Source organism: Kribbella sp. NPDC050820, from assembly GCF_040653975.1.
Taxonomy (GTDB): domain Bacteria; phylum Actinomycetota; class Actinomycetes; order Propionibacteriales; family Kribbellaceae; genus Kribbella.
The window spans coordinates 1-21300 of sequence record NZ_JBFAHB010000050.1 but is presented as its reverse complement, the minus strand read 5'-3'; the positions used below and the strand labels follow the sequence as shown (position 1 = coordinate 21300).

Sequence of the window (21300 nt, the reverse complement as noted above, 5' to 3'; positions counted from 1 at the left end):
CTGCGGACCTCCAGAATGATGGCGACGACGCCGGGGAGCGTTCGGATTGAGTCGTGAAGTCACCCAATGTGGTATTGGCAATCAACTTAGAAAGAGGTCGCCCTGATGGCGTACAGCACGATTCTTTATGAGGTAGACGACCGCGTTGCGCAGATCACTTTCAACCGGCCGAGCAAAATGAATGCGCTCTCTCTCAGGCTGGCCGCCGAATTCGAAGATGCGCTCGCCGTCGCCGATCGCGATCCAGACGTTCGCGTCGTCGTGGTTACAGGCGCAGATGGTCGCGCATTTTCGTCTGGTCACGATCTCGACGACGACGACGAAAAAGGGCAACCACGTCGGCGGAGCCTCGAAGACTGGAAGAAACGCCACAACGAAGACATCGCGTTCGACTATTCTGTGTTCCACTGCTCCAAGCCAGTCATCGCGATGATCAACGGGTACTGCCTTGCAGGCGCCTTAGATTTCGCCCTGATGTGCGACCTTCGCTACTGCTCCGACGATTCGCGCTTCGGTGTCACGCAGACGCGGTTTGCAGCCGGCTCCCTGACAATGGTAATGCCATGGGTCATCGGTCAGCGTTGTCGCGAGCTGATTTACACAGGAGATATGTTCGACGCCCAAGAGGCGTATCGGCTGGGCCTAGTGAATCGCGTCTTCCCGAAGGAGCGGCTCGAGGAAGAAGTCACCCGCATCGCCAAACGTATCTCGCGCGTCGCCTTGCCAACGTTGGTGTGGAACAAGAAGGCGCTCAACAACACGCTCCTAGCAGCAGGATTCGACTCTGCTCAGCGGTATGCCGCCGAAGCTTGTCTGATCATGAACAGTTCGGAGTCGGAGTTCAAGCACTTCCGTGAGCTACAGGAAGCTGAAGGCGTTGCGGCCGCAATCAAGTGGCGCGACTCGATCTTCGCCCCGTTCGAATCTGAGACGTCAGCGCTTTCCTCCCCCACGACTTCGAACCCGCGAGCTAACGCAAGTTAGGCTCCCCGTGCAGGCGGTTCGGCGCGCACACTCGGACCACTTTGTCGCAAACCCCGATATGTGGATGTTCGACCACATCCGCCATGGCTTCCGCGCCGCGTCAGAGCACGGCGACCGCCTCCGGCCTCTGAACTGCAACACCGCCATCGCGCCCGGCGTCACCGTCACCATGACACCAGGACACACGCCTGGACACCTCAGCGTCATCGTGCCAACTCATGGCCAGCGCGCGCCCTGCTATTCGGCGACGCCATCGTCTGCCCAGTGCAGCTCGACGAGCCCGCCTGGTAATCGATCGCCGACGTCGATCCAAAGCTGGCAAGACAAGTCCGCGAACGACTGTTCCGCGAATTTGAGGATCCTGCGACCCCTGGCACCGGCGCAGACTTCCCCGAGCCCCGATCCGGCCGCGTCCTCGCCGCGCAGGGACGTCGCTGGCTCACTTGACCGTGCGACCGGGGTAGCGATCTGGTAGGTCTCGATCTCGCGCGTCAGCGCCGGTCGAACCTTGACCCGGCTGTCCGGAGGGTCTGGTCAAGTCGCAGCGGCGGCGTTGTTGCGGCGAACAGGTCGGCTGGTGTGCGGTCGCCGAGGACGCGGCGGGTGAGGAGGGCCGTTCGTGGATCGATGGCATCGGCTACTCGAAGCGGGGTCGGCGAGATTCCGTTTCTGTTGTGCAGCAGCGAACGATGCCGAGGCCACTAACGACGGTCGCAGCACCAAGGTTCCAGGCTGACAGACGGCCTGGTAGACGATCTCGTGACACAGCCACATCTGCGGCTGCTCGGGATGGTGACGCCGAAGGTGCCGGCCGATCTGCTGCGGGATCCAGCGCTGCGCCAGCAGCGCTCCGACTGGGTCAGGAAGTTCGTGGGTTGGTGTCGAGAACGCCCCGGGGTTCGAGGTGCCCTGCCGGACGGTCGCATGACGGTGCGCGTCGAAACGACGACAGAAGTTCACGCGAGATCGCCGACGGCGCCCGGCTGAGAGGATCCGCGACCCCACAAACGCTCACACCTGCCTGATGCAGACCCGCGATCTCGATCCGCTCCTCCCCTGGCAGGAACCGCGAGCTGGCCTCCCGCACCGCCAGCCGGTTAGCGGGGGCAACGAACCGGACCACCTTGCCGCTGCGGCAGATTTGCAGCCACGCGACCAGTTGTGCCAGTCGTTCTCGAGCCACCGACCCACGCGCCGCGCGGCCACGACGCTCCACCCACCAGCCCGTCGCTCCAGGGACCGCTGGCGCTTGGCCGCCTGGGGGCTTCGCCCCCGGCCGTCCTCACTCGACGAGACAACACACTCCCCCAGGTCCAGGACGAGGTGCTGCAACCGCCGCTCAAGTTCCACCGCAGTTGAGCTCGAACAGGTCGGCGCGCAACCCGCCTACCAGCGGCGGTCGGGGATTGGTAGGGGCACCAAGAATGGCCCCGTTGAGCGGGTCATATGTCTGTCGGTACACAGCATGGGCGGCTCCGCGCTGGAACCGCCCATGCTCAGATGAGATCGTGCGGAAGGTCGGGGAAGGCCTCTGCGACTCCGGCATGGATGATCGCCCCACCACGGGTGTTTACGCCCAAGGCTAGAGCGGGATCCTCGGCGACAGCCCGTTCAGGCCCGAGGTTGGCGAGACGACGTAGGTAGGGGAACGTCGCGTTGGTCAGGGCGCGAGTCGAGGTCTGCGGCACAGCACCTGGCATGTTGGCGACACAATAGTGTCGTACACCGTCGACCTCGTAAATGGGTTCGGCGTAGGTCGTGGGTCGTGAGGTCTCGAAAGCGCCGCCCTGGTCGATTGCCACGTCGATGAGCAGGGCGCCATCGGCTAGCAGCGCGAGATCGCTGCGTGAGACGACCTTGGGCGCCGCCTTACCGGGGACCAGGACAGCGCCGATGACGACGTCGGCCAAGCTGAGCTCGCGTGCGAGAGTAGTCGGGTCGCTCATGAGGACGCGGGCGCGGCCGTCCAGCAGGTTGTCGAGCTCGCGGATCCGGGTCGCAGATGTGTCGAGGACGGTGACTTCGGCCTGCATGCCCAGGGCCAGGAGGGCGGCTTGAGTACCGACAATGCCGCCGCCGATCACCACCACTCGGCACGGGGCTACCCCGGGGGATCCACCCAGGAGACGGCCCGGACCGCCCTCTGCCGCAGTGAGGTAGGTTGCCGCGGCGTGCGCGGCGAGCCGACCTGCGATCTCACTCATCGGGGTGAGCAGCGGCAGACCCGTACGATCCTGCACAGTCTCGTAGGCGATCCCCAGCGTCTTCGCGTCCAGCAGAGCCTCTGTCAGCAGGCGGTCCGCGGCAAGGTGGAGGTAGGTGAACAACGTCAGGTCTGCCCGCAGGAACCCGTACTCCTCGGCGGTGGGTTCCTTGACCTTGACCAGCAACTCGGCGTTGGCCCAGGCCTGTGCCTGGTCGACCAGCTTGGCCCCAGCCTGCTCGTACTCCTCGTTGGAGAAGCCCGCGCCGGTGCCCGCGTCACGCTCGACGAAGACGTCGTGACCGTCGTGCACAAGGACCGCGACGCCGGCCGGGGTAATGCCGACGCGGGCTTCCTTGGTCTTGATCTCCTTCACGGTCGAGATGCGCATGATGATGTCCTCGGAAGTTGGTAGGTGTGGGTCGGGGCAAACTGACTAGGCGGTGCCACGGCGGGCGATGTTGTAGAAGCGGATCTCTTGGTACTCATCGAGGCCTTCGTCGCTTCCTTCGCGGCCGAGGCCGGACTGTTTGACGCCGCCGAAGGGCGCCGCGGCGTTGGAGGGAGCCCCTTGATTGATGCCCACAAGGCCCGTCTGGAGGGCGTCTGCCAGATTGAGTGCGCGATCGAGGTTCTCGGTGAAGACGTAGCCGGCGAGTCCGAACTCGGTCGCGTTGGCGCGCTGCAGTACCTCGGCCTGAGTGCTGAAACGCTGGATGGCCGCGATAGGTCCGAAGATCTCGCTGTGCGCGATGTCGGCGGTGGTCGGAACCTGGTCGATCACGGTAGGCGGGAAGAAGTTGCCGGGCCCCACGATGGCTTGGCCGCCGGTCAGCATCCTCGCGCCGTGCGCGACCGCGTCATCGACGAGTCGCTGCATGCTGGCGCCGGCGCGGCCGTCGATGAGGGGGCCGAGGTCAACGTTGTCGGCGAGTCCGTCGCCGGTGATGGCGTTGGACATCTTCTCGGTCAGTGCCTCGATGAACGCGTCGGCGATGCCGTCTTGGACATAGATGCGGTTGGCCGCGATGCAGGACTGGCCGCCGTTGCGCATCTTCGCGCTGTAGGTGCCATTGACGGCTCGCTCGAGATCGGCGTCATCGAAGACGATCAGCGGAGCGTTGCCGCCGAGTTCCATTGATGAGCGCAGGACGTTGTCCGCGGCCAGGCGCAGCAGCACCTTGCCGACCTCGGTGGATCCGGTGAAGGAGACCTTTCGGACTCGCGGATCAGCCAGCGCGGCTTCGCTGAAGGCCGCGGCGTTGGTGGTGGTGATGACCTGGATGAGGTTCTCCGGCACACCCGCCCGGTAGGCCAGGCCGACGCTGTAATGGGTGGTCAGCGGCGTGAGGGTGGCTGGCTTGATGATCACCGGGCAGCCGGCAGCAAGCGCGGGCGCGATCTTCCTCGTGGCCATCGCCAGCGGGAAGTTCCACGGCGTGATCAGGACCGACAGCCCAACCGGGGCGCGGCGGGTCAACAGCGTGCCGCCGCCGGCGGGAACGTCACGAACGTTGCCGCCCGGGCGCACGGCTTGTTCGGCGTACCAACGCACGAAATCGCTGCCGTAGGTGACCTCGGCGCGCGACTCCGCAAGCGGCTTGCCCATCTCGCGCGTTATCAGCAGCGCGATATCTTCGGCGTGCTCCAGGAGTAGGTCATACCACCGTCGTAAGGTGTCGGCCCGCTGTCGCGGCGAGGTGACGGCCCAGTCACGCCCAGCCTCGTCGGCTCCGGCGATGGCTTCCAACGCCTCCGCGGGTTCAGCGTCCGGCAGCTTGGCGATCACCTCGTCGGTTGCCGGGTTGCGGACGTCGAACTCGACAGGCCCGGTTGGCAACTCCAGATCGCGCAGAACTCGGTCGGCGGCGTGGGCATGTTCAGGATTGGCAGCAGCGAGTTCTGTCCGCTGGGCACCAGTCGTCAAATCCGTGGTCACTTCGCTTCCTCTGTGGACAGGACGTGGTCGATGGCATCGACGAACTGGGTCAGCTCGTCGTCGGTGGTGATGAAGGGTGGGCTGAGCTGGAGTGTGTTGCCGCGGAGCGGTCGAGAGATGAAGCCGAGCTCGATCAGCGCGTCGGCCGCGCGCTCGGCCGCGATGTCCTCGGCGAGCGTGACCCCGCCAAGGAATCCGCAGACGCGCACGTCGACGACGCTGGGTCGGCGAGCCTGGAGCTGCTTGAGAAGGCGGTCGAGAAGTTGCTCGAGCTGGGCGACCCGGGAAAGCAGGTCTTCCCGCTCGAGGATGTCGAGGTTTGCCATGGCGACCGCGCACGCTGTGGCGTGACCAGCGTAGGTCGCGCCGTGGCGGAAGACCGGGGTGGCGGCGTCGTCGACGTAAAACGGGTGCCAGATGTTCGGCGAGATGAGGATTCCGCCCAGTGGCGCATATCCCGAGGTCACGCCCTTGGCGAAGGTGATGAGGTCCGGTTCGAGGTCGAATCGCTCAGCAGCGAACATGTTGCCGGTGCGTCCGAAGCCGGTGATGACTTCGTCGAGGATGAACAAGATGTCATGCTGGCGGCACAGCTGCTGAACACCCTCGAGGTATCCCGGTGCGGGCGGATTGACGCCGCCCGTGCCCTGGATCGGTTCGGTCACGATCGCCGCGATGTTCTCCGGGCCGATTCGCGCGATGGTGCCGGCCAGCGCGTCAAGGTCATGGACCGGAACTCGGGCAGTCTCGGGCACCAGCGACTCCGTGCCGTATCCCTCCCGGTTGAAGTCCAGACCCGCAATGCTGGTGCCAAAGGCGTGAAGCCCGTGATAGGCGTACTCGCGGCTCAGGATCGTCGTCTTCGTGGACCGTCCTTCACGCTGCCAGTGGCGACGAGCCAGCTTGCACGCCACATCGATCGCATCCGAGCCACCCGTGTTGAGAATCACCTTCGGGTCAGCGATGGGCGACAGCCCCGCCAGACGCTCGGCCAGGGCGATCGCCCGGTCGTTCACGAACCGCGCGAACGTGTGGTAAGTCTCCAGCTTCACCATCTGCGCGCGCGCAGCCTCGGCCAGAGCGGGATGGGCGTGCCCAATGTTGGCGTGCCACAGGCCAGCGGTGCCGTCAAACAGGCGTCGCCCGTCGATGGTCTGGATGTAGCAGCCCTGGCCACGCTCAATCACGAGCTGGCGTCCCACAACCGAAGGCATGTGGGCCTGGGCCGACCACAAGGCAGGACCGTCAAGAATGGTGCGTGGTGCGGACATCGTGTGCTCATCTCTCCAGGCAAAACATGTGGTCAGCGGGCCGTGTAGCCGCCGTCGACAGGGATGGAGACGCCGGTGAGGTACGACGCCTCCTCGGACGCCAGGAAACTGACGACGGCTGCCACGTCTGTGGGGTCGGCAATTCGTCCTAGCGGGATCCCCGCGACCACGTCCCGTTCGGTCTGTTCCGGATCGACCTGCTCCTTGACCCACGTCTCGTACAGGGGCGTGCGCGTCATGCCAGGCGCGACAGCGTTGACGCGAATATTTCGAGGGGCGAGCTCGACCGCAGCCGCAGTGGTCACGGCCTTGATCGATCCCTTGGCCGCGCTATAGATGGCCATCGTGGGGACGCCGATCGAGGCCAGCCGTGAGCTGATGTTGATGATGGCCCCGCCATGCTCCATGCGTTTGGCGACCTCTTGCAGGACTGCGATCGCGGCGATCGTGTTGACCTCGAAAACCCGCCGGACATCGTCAACGGGCACGCCAAGCAGGTCGCCTGTGTGGTCCATGGCCGCGTTGTTGACCACGACGTCGAGCCGTCCGAAATGGTCGATCGCCGCAGCGGCGAGTTCCGCTGGCGCGCCGGGCGCGGTCAAGTCCAGTGGAATGAAGACCGAGCCTTCCCCCAGCTCCTCGCGGACTTGCTCACCACGGCGCATATCGCGGCCGGTGACGACGACGTTCAATCCGTCGGCATGGAGTCGCCGAGCGATCTCATGACCGATCCCGGAGGTCGACCCCGTCACGATGGCGGTGCGACGGCTCATCGGCTGCCTCCGGCCTTGTCGACGGCGCGCTTGAGCCGCAAGATCCCCTCGTCGATGCGGTCCGGGGTGGACGTCGCGAAGCACAGACGCAGGGCGTCGCGGAAGTGACCGTTGGTCGAGAACGCCGACCCCGGAATGTAGGCGACGCCTTCGGCCAGCGCGACCTCGAAGAGGGCGTCGGTATCTACCTCGGAGTCGGTAAAGGTGACCCAGAGGAAGAATCCGCCGTCCGGGTCGGTCGCACGGACCGCGTCGCCGAAGTGGCGCTCGAGCGCCACGCGCATCGCCTGCTTGCGCTCGCGGTAAAGACCGACGACACGGTCGAGGTGCGGTTGCAGGTTCCCGCCGGCCAGGAAGTCTGCGACCGTTCGCTGCGCCGGCACACTCGTGCACGTATCCATGGCTTGCTTGGCGTTGATGAGCAGCGGCCGGAGGCTCGGGTCGGCATCGACCCAGCCCACGCGCAGCCCGGGCGCCAGAATCTTGGAGAAGGTGCGAACCGAGAAGATGTGCGCATTGCCCGGATCAATCTCGTTCAACGCGGGAATCGGGCTGTTCTCGAAGCGCAGCAGCCCATAGGGGTCGTCGTCGATGATGACCGATCCCCACCGCGCGGCGAGCTCGAGAAGCTGCTCACGCCGATGCGACGACAAGGTGACACCAGAAGGGTTCTGGAAGTTGGGGATCGTATAGATCACCTTCGGAGGTCGCCCGGCTCGTGCGACCAGGTCGGGCAACGCCTCGACGACCAGGCCATCCTCGTCGAGCGGCGCCTCAAGCAGGGCAGCTCCGTACGACAAAGCCGTGGCGTTGCCGTTGGTGTAGGTAGGTCCCTCGACGATCACGAGATCGCCCGGGTCGATGAACAGCTTGCAGGCCAGATCCAGCCCTTGCATGCCTCCCGTCGTAATCGTGATCCGGTCGGCCGAGCTTGAGTAATTCTGTTCGGCTTGGATCTTCAGGACCTCCTCGACCAGGTCGGGCTCGCCCTCGGTCGAGCCATAGCCGTACTTGCCCGGCACCGTGTAGGCGGCGTACCGGTCCAGCAGCTCGACCGGCATGAGGTCATCGCTGGGAGCGCCCATCGCAAAGCGCACAATGTCGTGCGTCTGACGCGCGAGCAGGGACGTCGAAGAGTCGATGATCGAACCAATGAGATCGGCCGCCCGCTCAGCAAGACGCAGCTTGACATCAGCCACGGCGTCCTCGCTTGCAAACCGACCGGAACGCACGGCGGATCCGCTTCGACTGCGGCCGGGGTGGGCCGAGGTAGCCGGACCGGGACAACCGGCCAAGGTGATCGCCCGCCCCACACACCTTCAGCGCGTCCGACTGAGCGTCAGACATCAACTCCCGCACACCGTGCAGCCGGGCCCGATACTCCGATGTCGCGAAGGCCTGCATGTTCCACTCCTGCGTACTCGCCCATGGTCAAGCACCATCGTTTCCTCGACCGAGCAGGTTCCGCGACCGGCAATCTGTGCGTTATCGCAGGCCACGAAGCATCACAGTTTGTCCAGTTAGTACCTGCAGCAGAGGCTTGCACAACTGCTTTGAGTTGCTCATTTCGGACATCCCTCCGGCCCAGTAGTGAGTCCACAGCGATCAGGAACCTCCAACGTTCCGTACACGCGACACGCCCACGTGGTCTGAATTACGCCGCTCGCGTCGCAGGGCTACGCGGCTGCACGGTGTGCCGCAAGGTGGGGGGTGTGGGCGAGCATGGCGCCATCGCAGGGATCGGACGATGAGCGGGGTTGCGGGTCGACGCGCAGCGTCGCGAGATCCTGTCGCATCAGGTTGCTCTTGGTAGGTGTCGCGTTTCAGCCGAACTCACCGCGGTGTCACTCGCTTCACGCCCCGAGGCGAGCCGTCGGGCGGCGTGAGCGCCGCAGGTGCATGGTGGATGGCCTCCGTCGCGGCCTCGTTGGCCCGAGCACGTCGTCCCGACACCCGGTTCGCGGCGTAGGTGCAGCTGGCGCGCAATTGCCCGCCGTGCGCCGACGCCGCGGTGGCGCATGCAACTCGACCTCGCGCATTCCGCGGTCAGCGCGCTACGGACGCCGCCCCGTCCGTGTCCGATGCGGGGACCGGACGTTTGGTTCGGCACCCCGGGGCAGTCGGATGCATCGCTACGTTTCCGTACGGCCGATCCACCATCTGCCTGACCGACAAACTGTGATGACGTCGGCATCCGATGCTGGACAAATTGTCAGTAGCGTGTACCCGATGACGTCGAGCGACCATTTGTGACGACAACGACGGAAAAAACTACTGAGGACGGGCTACGGCTGACAGCGTCCAAACCAGCACTGCTCGTCACCGTCGTGCCGCAATGCGCCTGAACTAGCAGGGAGCTTGATGAACAACCGATTTATGTGCGCGACGGTGCGGCGTTGGTGCATTCCGGTCAGCGCTGCGGTGGTCGTCGGATTGGTCGACCGCGGCGACGGCTTCGGCACCTCGGCCGCCTCGTCGGAGATCGTGGACACCGTCTTCAAGCTGCCGAACCCCACGGACAGACGATGGCCCTCGCCACGGTGGGCAGCGCGAACGCCATCGCGTCACAGAATCACCTCGCGTCACCTTTTGAGGCAGCGGCGGGGCGAGCGTCACGCTGAACACGGCACCCTGCGAGACGTTTCCCCAGGCTGGTCCGTATCACCGCATGACCCGCGCGGGGCAAGGCACATTCCCTCCCCCGACGGCCTAACGACGCACCTCAGCCTCCGCGCTTCGCAGCGACCACTCCCAGCGACTCCGCAGACTCGGGGAGTGGAAACAGGCGGCGATCACGGCGCTCGGAGCAGCAACAACCGCTCCACCCCTGGTGTCTGCCTCGTAGGGAACGATGATAGGTGACGACAGCTATCAAGATCGCGGTCGAGCCTCCCTTCGAGCAGCGACATATTCTTTGGACTCGTCGACGGAGACAGTCATGACGTTCGAGCCAGGGCTTTCGGTTGAGGCTGCGCTGCGGCTTCCGCCCCTCGACCACGGACGCGTCGTAGCTGGCCAGAACGGAACGCGTACACGTCACGTCCGCTGGGTCACCGTCATGGAGGGTCCGGTCGAAGACTTCGTCGCACCGGGCGAGTTCGTGGTGACCATTGGTGCTGGCTGCAATGACGACGCTTTCACGCGGTTCGCCGGCGAGATCGCTAACGCCGACGCTGCCGCCCTGTGCGTGAGCGTCGGCAAGGGGGCTCCGTTCGCCAAAGTACCGGGTGGAGTTCTCAACCTCGGTAACCGACTGGACTTCCCGATCATCGAACTACCCTGGGAAATCCGCTTCGCGGACGTCATCCGGGCACTCGCCGACCGATTGCTGACCGACCGCTATACCGCGCTCCCGGCCAGCGACCAGATGCCCGCCAGCCTCACCGGAGCGCTACTACACAGAGACGGCCTCGCAGCGGTGACCGAAGCTGCTGAGGCAATGATCGGCCGCCCGGTCGTAGTGCTCGATGCCGGACTCGAGCCACTGTGGCTCGGGCCCCGCGCCCATGCGCTGCTCAGTGCCAGCGACCTAGCCGCACGCGTCGTCGACATGCCGGCGCAAGCCCAGCACCAGCTGCGCGCGCAACTCGAGGCGCAAGAGGTCACCACACTCGCCGCGATCGAACCGCTCGGCCTGCCGGCAGTGCTCGCGACGACGGCACGGGCTTATGACCACTGCCTGGGCTATGTACTTGCTATCGGCGACGGGCGCCAAGCCAATGCCTTTGCCATCGAACGGCGCGCGCTGCAGCACGCAGGTGCCGCCGTCGCGATCGAGCTCTTGCGCCGACAGGCAGTCGCCGAAGCGGAAGCGCGCGTACATGGCGACTTCCTTTGGGAGCTCGGCAGCGGCCAGCTCACCGCCCAGGAGATCGCCGCGAAGGCCACGCTGCTCGGTTACTCACTCAACCGGTCCTACCGGCTCGTCCTCGGACAGAGCGAGCATTCCGAGCACGCCAGCCTGCTGGACGACGTCGTCCAGCAGGCGCGGCGCCGGGGGGCCGTCGGAGGCGTCCATGCGACGCGCCGAGGACAAGAGGTCATGATCCTCGTTCCGGATGATGTTCCGCCGATGCTGGCCCCGATCAACCTGATCCGGCGCCTCGCTGAGGAACTGCCTAAGCAGACCCTCACTTGGGGCATCACGGATCACACCGTGACCGTGCGCACGCTGGCTGAAGGGCTGTTACGCGCCCGGCGTACGGCCGAGATCGGACGAGCACTCCATGGCCCAGGCGCTATCAGCGACGCTCACACGCTGGAACCGTTCTTCATCTTGGCAAGCCTGGCCCGGGACCCTGAGGCATCACGCATCGCAACCGCGGCGCTCGCCCCGCTGGTGCAGTACGACAAGAACCACGCTGGCCACCTCATGCACACGTTGGAGATCTTCCTGGAGGAACTCGGCAACACCAGCTCCGCAGCCCGTCGGCTGTTCCTCAACCGCCACTCATTGATCTACCGACTCCGCAAGATCGAAGAACTCACCGGGCGCGACCTCAACCATGCCGAAGACCGCCTGATCCTCGACCTCAGCATCCGGCTGCAGCACCTGACCAGCGACACCACACCCGAACAAGGCAACGAATAAGCACATGATGACTATTTGACGCGACGGCTCCGGTCGCGACCACGCAAGCCACTGGACTGTCAGCGGAAGGGAGCGACAGACCGGACTACGCGGCCGGCCTTCTCGGCCTCGCTGCTGCGACGGCAACCTATGCCTGCTCGCCGATGAGTCCTGGTTCCTCCGCCCAGAGCGCCACCCGCGGTCCTCCTCATCCAGCGGCACGTGCAAGCTAACGCCGCTTCCACCAGGACCTGCGTGACCGGCCGGCAGCGGCGGTTACAGCCTGGCGCCGCGTGGCCGATCACCGTGCCGCGGATCGGCCAAGTTAGAGGTTCGCCAATGGTCGACCAGTTCGAGTGCGAGATCGCGTTCACTCAGCGGTACCAGGGTGAGTGTCCTACCCGGATTCAGTACCCATGAAGCCAAGGACCCGGGCCAGTCCGACGGAGCATCCAAAGGGGATGCGTTCGGGGGTGGCCGTCTCGATACCGTCGGCGTTAAGAGCCTCGAATGCCTGGTGCTCGTGGCGTCCGTGGTTGCGAGGCTCCGCCGCAGGAGGTTTGCCTCGTCGCTCAACTGCGCCTGCAGCAGACGTTTCGTGCCGATCCTTCCGGAGTATCTCGACATGGTTCGGGTCGTCGGGAGCGACTTTGTCGCACCAGACCTGTACAGACCAGAGCAGGGTGCTGCGGAGAGCCTAGCCGCCGAGTTCAACGCCAGGATTGCGGCCGGTCACCATATCGATGGAAGGCGCTGCAGCTCGGACAGAATGGATGGCCGGCTGATGAGTAGCACACTCCGGCACCCCCGAGGTGAGGCTGAAGAATGGCCCGGAACGGGCAGGGGTTCCCGATGGCGGACCGGCGCGGAGCGAGTTGCCGGTGACGATCGCTAAACAACAGGATCCGGCCCTTCGGGTTCTGCCGAAGGCAAGCCGCGGGTCCAGAAGGTGAGGATCGGTGACCGCGGCTGCTCGCCTTGGTAGTAGTGCTGTTCCAGCGCCTCGATCAGCGCATCGCGCTCTCCGGTCATCGCCGCGTCCAACAGCTTCAGATGTCGCGCCGCCTGGTCGGGACCGCTGCCGACTCCACGCCGGACGATCGGCACCATCATGACCGCCAGGAGTGACTCCTGGCTGCGCCATGCCTCGAACAGTTTTGCCTTCGGCTGCTGACTCATCAGCGTGCCGTGGAATTCACGGTCGAGCGTCATCAGATCGTCGATGTCTTCGGGCAACCGCAGTGCCCGCATCCGCTCCGCGATCTCCCGGAGAGTGCTCTGGACGGCACCGGGCAGGGGGAGCTTCGTGTGCATGGCCGCCCGCCCCTCGAGCGCAGCGAACACTTCGCCGATCTCAGCCACGTCGTTGTCGCTGAAGTACCGCACCCGGTGACCGGAGCCGGGCGCGAATTCGACTAGGCCTGTCGACGCCAGGCGTGCCAGTGCCTCACGAATCGTGCCCCGGCTGACCGATAGGTCTTCCGCGAGCCGCATCTCCACTAGATGTCGGCCTGGGTCGAGGGTTCCCCGGATGACCTCGGTCCGGATCCGTTGCACGACTTGATCCACGAGGGTGTTGCGATGGGACGTCCGGGGCGCGACTGTCCGCGCCATCGTTGTCCTGCTTGGCTCGGTAACCGACCGGCTCTCCATCGCTGCGACTCCTCCTCAGAATCCGCCGATTGCGTCTCGCTGAGCCTTGACGCCGTCCCGCTCACCGATACTATCAGACAATCACGTCGGACAGCATTGTCCGACAAACTCGCCTCTGATAGCCCGAGGAGACCAATGAACGTCACTCGCGACCACTTCCGGATCTCGGCTCTGCCCGGGGATCTGGAATTGCCCTACATAGAGATCCAGGGCGCGCACAGCGGGCCTCAGCTGTCGCTGCTCGCCGGAGTGCATGGATGCGAATACGTCGGCATGGCCGCGCTCCGGGCCTTCGTTGCTGAGGTGGACCCCGCGGAACTGCACGGCACGATTACTGCGGTTCCCGTCGTCAACCTGCCCGCGTACAGGAGCCGGACACCGTTCGTCGTTCCCGCCGACGGCAAGAACCTCAACCGATGCTTCCCAGGCGACCCGAACGGCACCTACTCTGACGTGCTCGCACACCACGTGTTCGAACGCTTCATCCGCGGCGCCGACTATGTCATCGACCTGCATTCGGGCGACGTTCCCGAGGCCCTCGAAGCGATGACCATCTACGACGAGTCGCCGGTGGGCGAGACCGCGCGACGCATGGCACTGGCCTACGGAACCAACCATGTCATCAAGCAGCCGGCCACGGCACGGGTCACCGGTGGCAGCACGAGCGCCGCGGCTGCCGATGCCGGCGTGCCGGCGATCATCGCCGAGGCGGGCGGGAATGGAGTCGTGGACAACGAGTCGATCGCCACGCACCTGCGAGGACTGCGGAACGTCGCCGCCGACCTCGAGATGCTCCCCTACGAACAGGAGCCGGCGCCCTGCCAGATCGAGCACGACAACGGATGGAACTGGCTCTACACACCTGCCGGCGGCTGGTGGGAGCCACTTGCTGAACTCGGCAAGCACATCGAAGCAGGCGAACTCGTCGGCCGGGTCAGCGACTTGTTCGGAGACGTGACTCACGAAGTAGAGGCGCCGGAATCCGGCACGCCGCTGTTCATCACCACGAGCCCCGCGGTCGCGGCCGACGGTCTGCTGATGGCTCTCGCCAGGGAGGTTTCGGCATGAGCTCGGCCAGGCCCCGCGTGGCCGTCATCGGCCTCGGCAGCGTCGGCAGCATGGCCGCCTGGCGTCTGGCGTCGCGCGGCGCCGACGTCATCGGCTACGAGCAGTTCGGCATCGCTCACGACCGCAGCGCGCACGGCGGCGAGTCCCGCATCTTTCGCACCGCCTACTTCGAAGATCCCGAATACGTGCCGCTGCTCCGCAACGCCAACACACTGTGGCGTCAGCTCGAAGCCGCGACACACACCGAACTCCTCACACTCACTGGTCATCTGATGCTCGGAGACGTTTCCTCGACGCAGATGGCTAACGTCAGTACCTCCATCGACCAATTCGGAGTCGACGCGGCGGTCATTCCGCGCGACGAGGCGCGCAGCCGCTGGCCGCAACACCCAATCCGTGACGACGACATCGTCGTCCTCGACCGTGAAGGCGGCTATCTGCGCCCCGAGTTGGCCGTGCTGCATGCTGCGCGCCGAGCCGAGGCACTCGGCGCACAACTGCGCACCTACACCACGGTCGAGGGAATCGACACCCGTGACGATGGCGTCTGGGTCAACTCCGCCGGACAGGCCGAGCGTTACGACCATGTCGTGATCACCACCGGTCCCTGGGCCGGGAAGTTCCTCCCCGATCTCGCGCCAGTCATCGACGTCCGCCGCCCGGTTTCTGCGTGGTTCGTCGCGAAGGAACGCGGACTGTTCGACCCAGCCACGTTCCTGTGCTTTCTCCGCGCGACACCCGCCGAGTGGTATGGGCTGCCAGCAATGGACGGCAGCGGAGTAAAGCTCGGCCTGTCCGGCGAAGTCAACTCGCCTGTTGCCGACCCCGACACCCTCGACAGAACCGTCTCGGTCGACGAAGTGCAGACGTTCAGGGCGCTGGCGGCGGAGTTCTTCCCGGATCTGTACCCCGACCCGGTCCGCGTCACCGCATACATGGAGGGCTACACACCTGACGGGCACGGACTGGTAGGGCAGGCCCGCGACGAGGACCGCGTCACCATCGCCACCGGCCTGTCCGGACACGGGTTCAAACTCGCACCGGCGCTCGGCGACATCACCGCCGACTACGCACTCACCGGTTCCTCCGACAACAACCTCGCGCTCCTGGATCCGAACCGGTTCCCCACCGCGCCGACGGCGCCGGTGGACAAATGACGCACGCTCAGGACACGGCACACCAACCTGCCCAGAACGCGTCGGTTGGGGTGTGGCACCCGCCGGCCGGCGCGTTCTGGGCCGGCCGGTGGCGTGACTCGCCATCCACCATCGAAGTCCTGAACCCAGAAGACGAGACGCTCGTCGGCGTCGTCGCCGATGTCGCTCCGCAGGACGTCACCGCGGCAGTCGCGGACCTCGCCCGCGAACTGGAACACGGGACCTGGCCTCTCTGGCAGCGCCGGGAGACGCTCACACGGGCCGCGGACCTGCTTCAGCAACGCCATGACGTCCTAGCCCGGCTTATCAGCCTCGAAAGCAGCAAGACCATCCGAGAGGCACGAGCAGAAGTCAAACGCGCCGTCGAAACACTAGAACTGACAGCTCGCTCGACCGGATCCCTGTCCGGAGAGGAAATCGCGTTCGCGGACTCCAAACGTGGCAGCGGCCGCTTCGGCTGGTTCACCCGCACACCGATCGGCATTGTCGCGGTCGTCTCCTCGTTCAACGACCCGCTGAACCTGCTCGTCCACAAAGTCGGTCCGGCCCTGCTCGGCGGCAACACTCTAGCCGTCAAACCATCCGAGTGGACCCCGCTCACGGCATTGTTCCTCACCGAAACCCTTCTGGACGCGGGAGTCCCCCCACACCGCATCAGCACCCTGCCGGGTCGTGCCCAGACGGGCCGGGCACTCGTCGAGGAGCCCGCGGTCCGCCTGGTGTGTTTCACCGGTGGCCCACACACAGCGGAGCAGATCGCGCGTCAGGCCGGCGCGAAGCTCATGCTGATGGAACTCGGCGGCAACTGCCCGGTCATCGTCTGCGCGGATGCCGATATCGACGCCGCCGCGACGAGCATCCGTGAAGGGTCGTTCGGGGTAGCGGGGCAGAACTGCATTTCGGTCCAGCGGGTCCTCGTCGCCCGCGAGATTCGCGATCAGCTGCTCACTACCCTGGTCAAGCAGGTCAAACAGCTCACCACCGGCACCAAATGCTCCGAGACGACCGACATCGGGCCGCTGATCACCGAATCGGAAGCCCGGCGTGTCGACGCGTGGGTCGACCAGGCCGTCAAAGCCGGCGCGAGGCTGCTTACCGGCGGACAGCGCTACGGCAGCTTCTATGCCCCGACCGTGCTCAGCGAGGTACCGCACGACACCGACGTCTGGACCAGGGAGGTCTTCGGGCCTGTCGTATGCGTCAACACCTACCACGACGAGGCCAGCGCGGTCCGCGCCGCGAACAACACCAACTACGGACTCCAAGCCGGCGTCTTCACCCGTGACATCGACCGCGCCTTCGACCTAGCCGAGCGACTGACCGTCGGCTCGGTCATGATCAACGACTCCAGCGACTACCGGCTGGACAGCATGCCGTTCGGAGGCCCCAAGGGTTCGAGCCTCGGCCGCGAAGGAGTCCGCGACACCCTGTTGGCCATGACCCAGCCGAAAGTCGTGGCCATCCGCTCGATCCGGCCCGCGGGACCCTCCAGGCCAGGCCCGCCGCCCCGCCAAACACCTAGATCGTCGCAACGGACGTGAAGGGGTCCAACGCCATGAGAACAGCCGGCCCCTCGATCGCCGCGGCAGGCTCGGCAGCGCCCGGCGCCATGACCGCGTGGCGACCGGCCCGACAGGGGCCCATGACGGGCCAGCAGCAGTACATCCGCGGTCACGACCACAGCGCACACGGCTGCGAGACGCGGATCACCGGCACTCCGTACGCCTCATCCCCCTCGGGCTGCCACCCCAACTTCGCGGACATGTCCCCTCTAACGGGTCATCGGCGGCGGTTCCATCCACTGGGCTTCCGCGCTGCAGCCCTGCCGAGCACCCGACCCACTCGACCCCGACACGCACCCATGAGCGACTACACGCGGCGCGAACGCGCCATGCTCAGCGAACAAGCCGAAGGCATAGCGACACTCGCCGAAGCACTCGGCTACACATACGACCCCGACTATGGATGGACCACGGGCGACCACTCGCTCGTCACCCTCGCCACGAAAGTACGCGACCACGGCGGCAAGCCTGAGCCCGCAACCGGACCGCGGTTTCCAGCTGCGCCGGCGCCCTTGACGCGCGTTCTGGTTCAGCGCTCCACTCGGGCGCATGCCGTCGCACATCGTTGAACAGAGGTTGCACAGATGTTGGTCCCCTATCACAGTCAATGGCAGACACGTTCACTCAACGCGTCGATACTGAGCGGCGAGATCCTTGCGCGGGACGACCCCGACTGGACGCGGTCGGGAGCTGACGATCCGCTGGATTACGAGTATTGGAGTTGGCACGCGTGCGGGCTTGCGTGCCTGAAAATGCTCTTGGAGGCGGAGGGACTTTCCTCGGGTCCAATTGTCTCAATGGCCAAAGCGGCGGCCCAGCAAGGCGCATTCATTCCTACCCCGATCGGGCTGAAGGGCCTTATTTACAGACCGTTTGTCGATTGGGTTCAGCGAACGTACGATGTCAGATTAACCATATTCGAGCATCGCGACGTACTCTGGCTTCAATCGGCACTCAGAGAAGGCGCGATGGCCATCGCCTCGGTCCACCCTGAGATCCGAGATGCGCGGACAACGCGAAAGCTGCCAGCACGTCGCGGGGGTCACCTCGTACTGCTGTACGCCCTTCGACGAGACGTGCTCGTCTTGCATAACCCGTCGGGTACAACTGCCGCTAATCAAGAGGGATACGAGATCGATAGCGACCGGTTCAATGACTACTTCAGCGGCCGGGGAATGCTGTACTTTCAGAGTCCCACGCCTGTGACCTTTCGGACACGACCCTTTAGCAGATCAGCCTTCTGATTCTTCCACAATCTGGGGCCTAGGAATCTTGACGATATCGAGGCCCGGGCAGACAGCCATACAACGAGGTGTGACATCAACTGCCACACCCTCGCGCGAGGCCGAGTGCCACAGCGCACGGGAATCGAGGAAGAGAGAACCTCATGAACAGCAAGAAATTGCGCGGCATTCAGGGCTTGCGCGTTTCCGCCAACGCCACACCCACGTGCTCGACCTCGACACGAACTGCGGACCGGCGGCGCTTGGAAGTGTTAGTCCCCGTCTCGAAAAGGAACAGTTGCCATGAGCACGCGCAAGATCGACGAGAAGCGACTGGTCGAAACCGTGCCAGCAGAGCCGGACGCGGATCCCACATACCTGGAAGAAACAGCGCGGCTCGACCAGCGGGCACCAGTGGGCGGTGGTAAGCGGCCTGACGCAACAGGTGAGATCGCGCGCTTCGTCTCCGAGACGCGGTTCGAGGATCTCGATGCTTCCACGGTCGAGCACTTGAAGCGGCTCATCCTCGACGGGGTCGCCAATGCTGTGGGTGGTCTCCGCACGACAGCATCCCGGATCCAGCACGGCATCATGTCTGAGCTCGGCACCGAGCCAGTGGCTCGCATCCTCGGATCGGGCGAACGCGCCTCGCTGCTGACCGCCACCTATGTGAACGCGGCATGCGCGAACGCCCTGGACTTCGACGACACCTACAAGACCTTCCTCCACCCTGGGGCCACAGCCGTCGCGCCATCGTTGGCCGTGGCGGAGAAACTGTCGGCCCACGGACGCAACGTCCTTGCCGCGGTAGCGGTCGGGTACGAGGTTCCGATCCGGGTGGCCGAAGCAGCCTTCCCGAGTCCGCATCGACTTCGCCAGGTCTGGGGATTCGCCTCCTGGCAGACCTTGGGCGCCGCGGCGGCGACCGCCAACTTGCTCAGGCTCGATACCGAGACCACTCGTCATGCCCTCGGTGCTGCCGCGTTCAACGCTCCGGTCCCGAGCGTTCGCAAAGAAGGTCTCGAGCCGGAGGATCGGCCACTGTCCTGGGCGAAGAACAACTACGGGTGGGCCGCCATGGGAGGGGTGCTCGGAGCGATGCTGGCCCACGACGGGTTCCGGAGCAGCCGGACGGTGCTGGATGGAGATCGCGGTTTCTGGGTCATGGCCGGTTCGGACCAGTTCGACGCCGAGCTCCTGACCGCCGGCCTCGGCGATGAGTTCCGGCTCCAGTTGACCCAAGTCAAGCCATACGCGTCTTGCCGCTGGACCCACGCCGCCCTCGACTGCATCAGACAGCTGCGGCGTGACGGGAAACTGCCCGCGCTGGTCGACATCGACCGGATCGAAGTCCACACCTTTCGGGAGCTGGCGTCGAACTTCACTAACGCAGCTCCCGAGGACATCGTCGACGCCCAGTTCAGCCTGCCGTACCTTCTCGCCCTCGAGCTTGCGGCGCGAACGCCAGCACGAGGGCTGCATGAGTCAGACCTCACCGATCCGGCAATCCTCGATCTTGCCACCCGCATCGCTGTCCATCACGACGAGGCGATGGAGGTGTCCTTTTACTCCGGGCACATGCCGTCGCGCATCATCTGTCACCGCCGAGCAGGTGACGCCGTCGCGGCGACGGTGCCCGATCCCGTCTGGGGCACCCCCGCAGATCCGTTCACCGACAACGACCTGATGGCCAAGTGCACCGCGCTCCTCGAACCAGTCTGGGGCCGTGCCCCAGCCAGAAAGCTGATCGACGGAATCCTGCACCTTGAACAGGTCATCGACCTCGCCACGATCCTGCCGGGGTGACATGCCACGCTCGACTTCGTGGAGCCGGTGGAGACGTCGTAGGCGAACTCGGTATTGTTCGCGGGCGATGCTTCGTCCTGAGCCGGAAACCGGCTGGACGGCGGCAATCTGTCCGAAGATCTCGGCCGTGACGACATCCGCATCGCCAAGGACCTCGACCGTGACTTCAACTTCGCCGATCAACTAGCGACCGGAGTCGTCGGCCATCAAGTCAGGGCCTGCCGCCAAACCCGGTCGCCTCCATTCGGCGGCATCAAGCAGTCAGGGCTCGACCGGCAAGGCAGCAAACGCGTCCGTGGCCTCACGAATGATGATCGCCAGACTGTTCAAGGCGGCAGCCGTCGACATGCCACACATTGGCGGTCGCGAAGTAGCTGGCACGGGAGAAATATCGGACCAATCCCACCCCGCTGTCCGCCCTGGGCGACCGGAAGACGCTCAGGGCGGGCCCTCCGAGCGAGCGAGGCCTGTACATGTCTGGGAGGTCACGCGAACCGGTGGCGTGCGGCGGTTCGCGGCCTGAGGAGATGACGCAATGTCTCAAGGACGGCACTGAGAGTCCATCCAGTGCCGCCGCGGGTCCGGCCAGCGGGGGACGCCGGTTCCAAAACAGGACAGCGGCCCAGGGCCTCGCGTCTCGAGAACCCCGCCAGCAAAGTGGAGGACTCCGTGCAACCTTCGAATCACGCCCTGCCCCGCCGATGGCTTCCGCGGGTAGGTGCAGCCTTGGTGGCGCTCGCCAGCGCCGCGCGGCCACGATGAGCGGTATCTCGGCGCCGCCCGCAGCCGCGATGAAGGAGGAACACCTCGGACGACGTTCTTGAGCACCTCGTGAGTCCGGTCGCGATCCGCCGACCCCCATCGTGCCGCGGCTGAAATCTGACGAGCGCTCTCACCACATGTGCTGTGGAACGACCCAGCCGAGGCCGTGCGACGTACTGATCATCCACAACATCTGGAAGGAGAAAGATGAGCACCTTGAACCGCAGGTTACGTGGCTCTTCGCAGTTGAGGGTGTAGTGCGGGTGGGCGCGTCGGTGGCCGGGTAGGGTCGAGGTCTTCCGATGATGGGAGTTCTCACACCGCCCATC

General features: G+C 65.2%; 14 protein-coding genes. 6 read left to right on the top strand and 8 right to left on the bottom strand.

From position 1 onward, the window contains the following. The first annotated feature begins 105 nt into the window (after positions 1-105). Entirely contained in the window at positions 106-984 is an 879-nt protein-coding gene (locus AB0H36_RS32580; RefSeq protein ID WP_360532358.1) for an enoyl-CoA hydratase/isomerase family protein, read from the top strand. Positions 985-1843: 859 nt separating this feature from the next. Here AB0H36_RS32580 and AB0H36_RS32575 read toward each other — a convergent pair. The 7 genes from AB0H36_RS32575 to AB0H36_RS32545 all read right to left on the bottom strand — a co-directional run bounded on the left by AB0H36_RS32575 (position 1844) and on the right by AB0H36_RS32545 (position 9686). Next, a complete protein-coding gene (locus tag AB0H36_RS32575; protein ID WP_360532495.1) occupies positions 1844-2071 on the bottom strand; it encodes a helix-turn-helix domain-containing protein in 228 nt (75 codons plus the stop codon). 409 nt (positions 2072-2480) lie between these two features. After that, positions 2481-3578 (bottom strand): alanine dehydrogenase, encoded by a 1098-nt coding sequence (gene ald, locus AB0H36_RS32570; protein WP_360532355.1) that lies wholly within the window; start codon positions 3576-3578, stop codon positions 2481-2483. Between the two features lie 45 nt (positions 3579-3623). Further along, on the bottom strand, positions 3624-5126 hold the full coding sequence (locus tag AB0H36_RS32565) for an NAD-dependent succinate-semialdehyde dehydrogenase (RefSeq protein WP_360532352.1): 1503 nt from the start codon (positions 5124-5126) through the stop codon (positions 3624-3626). Further along, a complete protein-coding gene (locus tag AB0H36_RS32560; RefSeq protein ID WP_360532349.1) occupies positions 5123-6397 on the bottom strand; it encodes an aminotransferase class III-fold pyridoxal phosphate-dependent enzyme in 1275 nt (424 codons plus the stop codon). Before AB0H36_RS32560 ends, AB0H36_RS32565 begins: the two co-directional genes overlap by 4 nt. Positions 6398-6429: 32 nt before the next feature. Further along, positions 6430-7170, bottom strand: a complete 741-nt coding sequence (locus tag AB0H36_RS32555; protein WP_360532346.1) for a glucose 1-dehydrogenase — start codon at positions 7168-7170, stop codon at positions 6430-6432. Continuing rightward, the gene (locus tag AB0H36_RS32550) at positions 7167-8369 is read right to left on the bottom strand and encodes a PLP-dependent aminotransferase family protein (RefSeq protein ID WP_360532343.1); all 1203 of its coding nucleotides are present in this window, start codon (positions 8367-8369) and stop codon (positions 7167-7169) included. The genes AB0H36_RS32555 and AB0H36_RS32550 overlap by 4 nt, the downstream gene beginning before the upstream one ends. 1086 nt (positions 8370-9455) lie before the next feature. Then, the gene (locus AB0H36_RS32545; protein WP_360532340.1) at positions 9456-9686 is read right to left on the bottom strand and encodes a hypothetical protein; all 231 of its coding nucleotides are present in this window, start codon (positions 9684-9686) and stop codon (positions 9456-9458) included. A 422-nt stretch (positions 9687-10108) separates the two neighbouring features. Here AB0H36_RS32545 and AB0H36_RS32540 point away from each other — a divergent pair, with 422 nt between their 5' ends. Further along, positions 10109-11761 carry a PucR family transcriptional regulator ligand-binding domain-containing protein gene (locus AB0H36_RS32540; protein ID WP_360532337.1) on the top strand — a complete coding sequence of 551 codons (1653 nt, stop codon included), beginning with the start codon at positions 10109-10111 and terminating at the stop codon, positions 11759-11761. 870 nt (positions 11762-12631) lie between these two features. On the opposite strand, the gene AB0H36_RS32535 is transcribed toward AB0H36_RS32540, so the two are convergent. Continuing rightward, positions 12632-13354 (bottom strand): GntR family transcriptional regulator, encoded by a 723-nt coding sequence (locus AB0H36_RS32535; protein ID WP_360532334.1) that lies wholly within the window; start codon positions 13352-13354, stop codon positions 12632-12634. A 174-nt stretch (positions 13355-13528) separates the two neighbouring features. On the opposite strand from AB0H36_RS32535, the gene AB0H36_RS32530 reads away from it, so the two are divergent. The 4 genes from AB0H36_RS32530 to AB0H36_RS32515 all read left to right on the top strand — a co-directional run bounded on the left by AB0H36_RS32530 (position 13529) and on the right by AB0H36_RS32515 (position 20209). Then, positions 13529-14461, top strand: coding sequence for a succinylglutamate desuccinylase/aspartoacylase family protein (locus AB0H36_RS32530; protein WP_360532331.1), 933 nt, complete (start codon positions 13529-13531; stop codon positions 14459-14461). After that, entirely contained in the window at positions 14458-15618 is a 1161-nt protein-coding gene (gene solA / locus AB0H36_RS32525) for an N-methyl-L-tryptophan oxidase (protein ID WP_360532328.1), read from the top strand. Before AB0H36_RS32530 ends, solA begins: the two co-directional genes overlap by 4 nt. Then, positions 15615-17159: an aldehyde dehydrogenase family protein gene (locus AB0H36_RS32520; RefSeq protein ID WP_360532325.1), complete on the top strand. Its 1545-nt coding sequence runs from the start codon at positions 15615-15617 to the stop codon at positions 17157-17159. The genes solA and AB0H36_RS32520 overlap by 4 nt, the downstream gene beginning before the upstream one ends. 1547 nt (positions 17160-18706) lie before the next feature. After that, positions 18707-20209, top strand: a complete 1503-nt coding sequence (locus tag AB0H36_RS32515; protein WP_360532322.1) for an MmgE/PrpD family protein — start codon at positions 18707-18709, stop codon at positions 20207-20209. The last annotated feature ends 1091 nt before the right edge of the window (positions 20210-21300 follow it).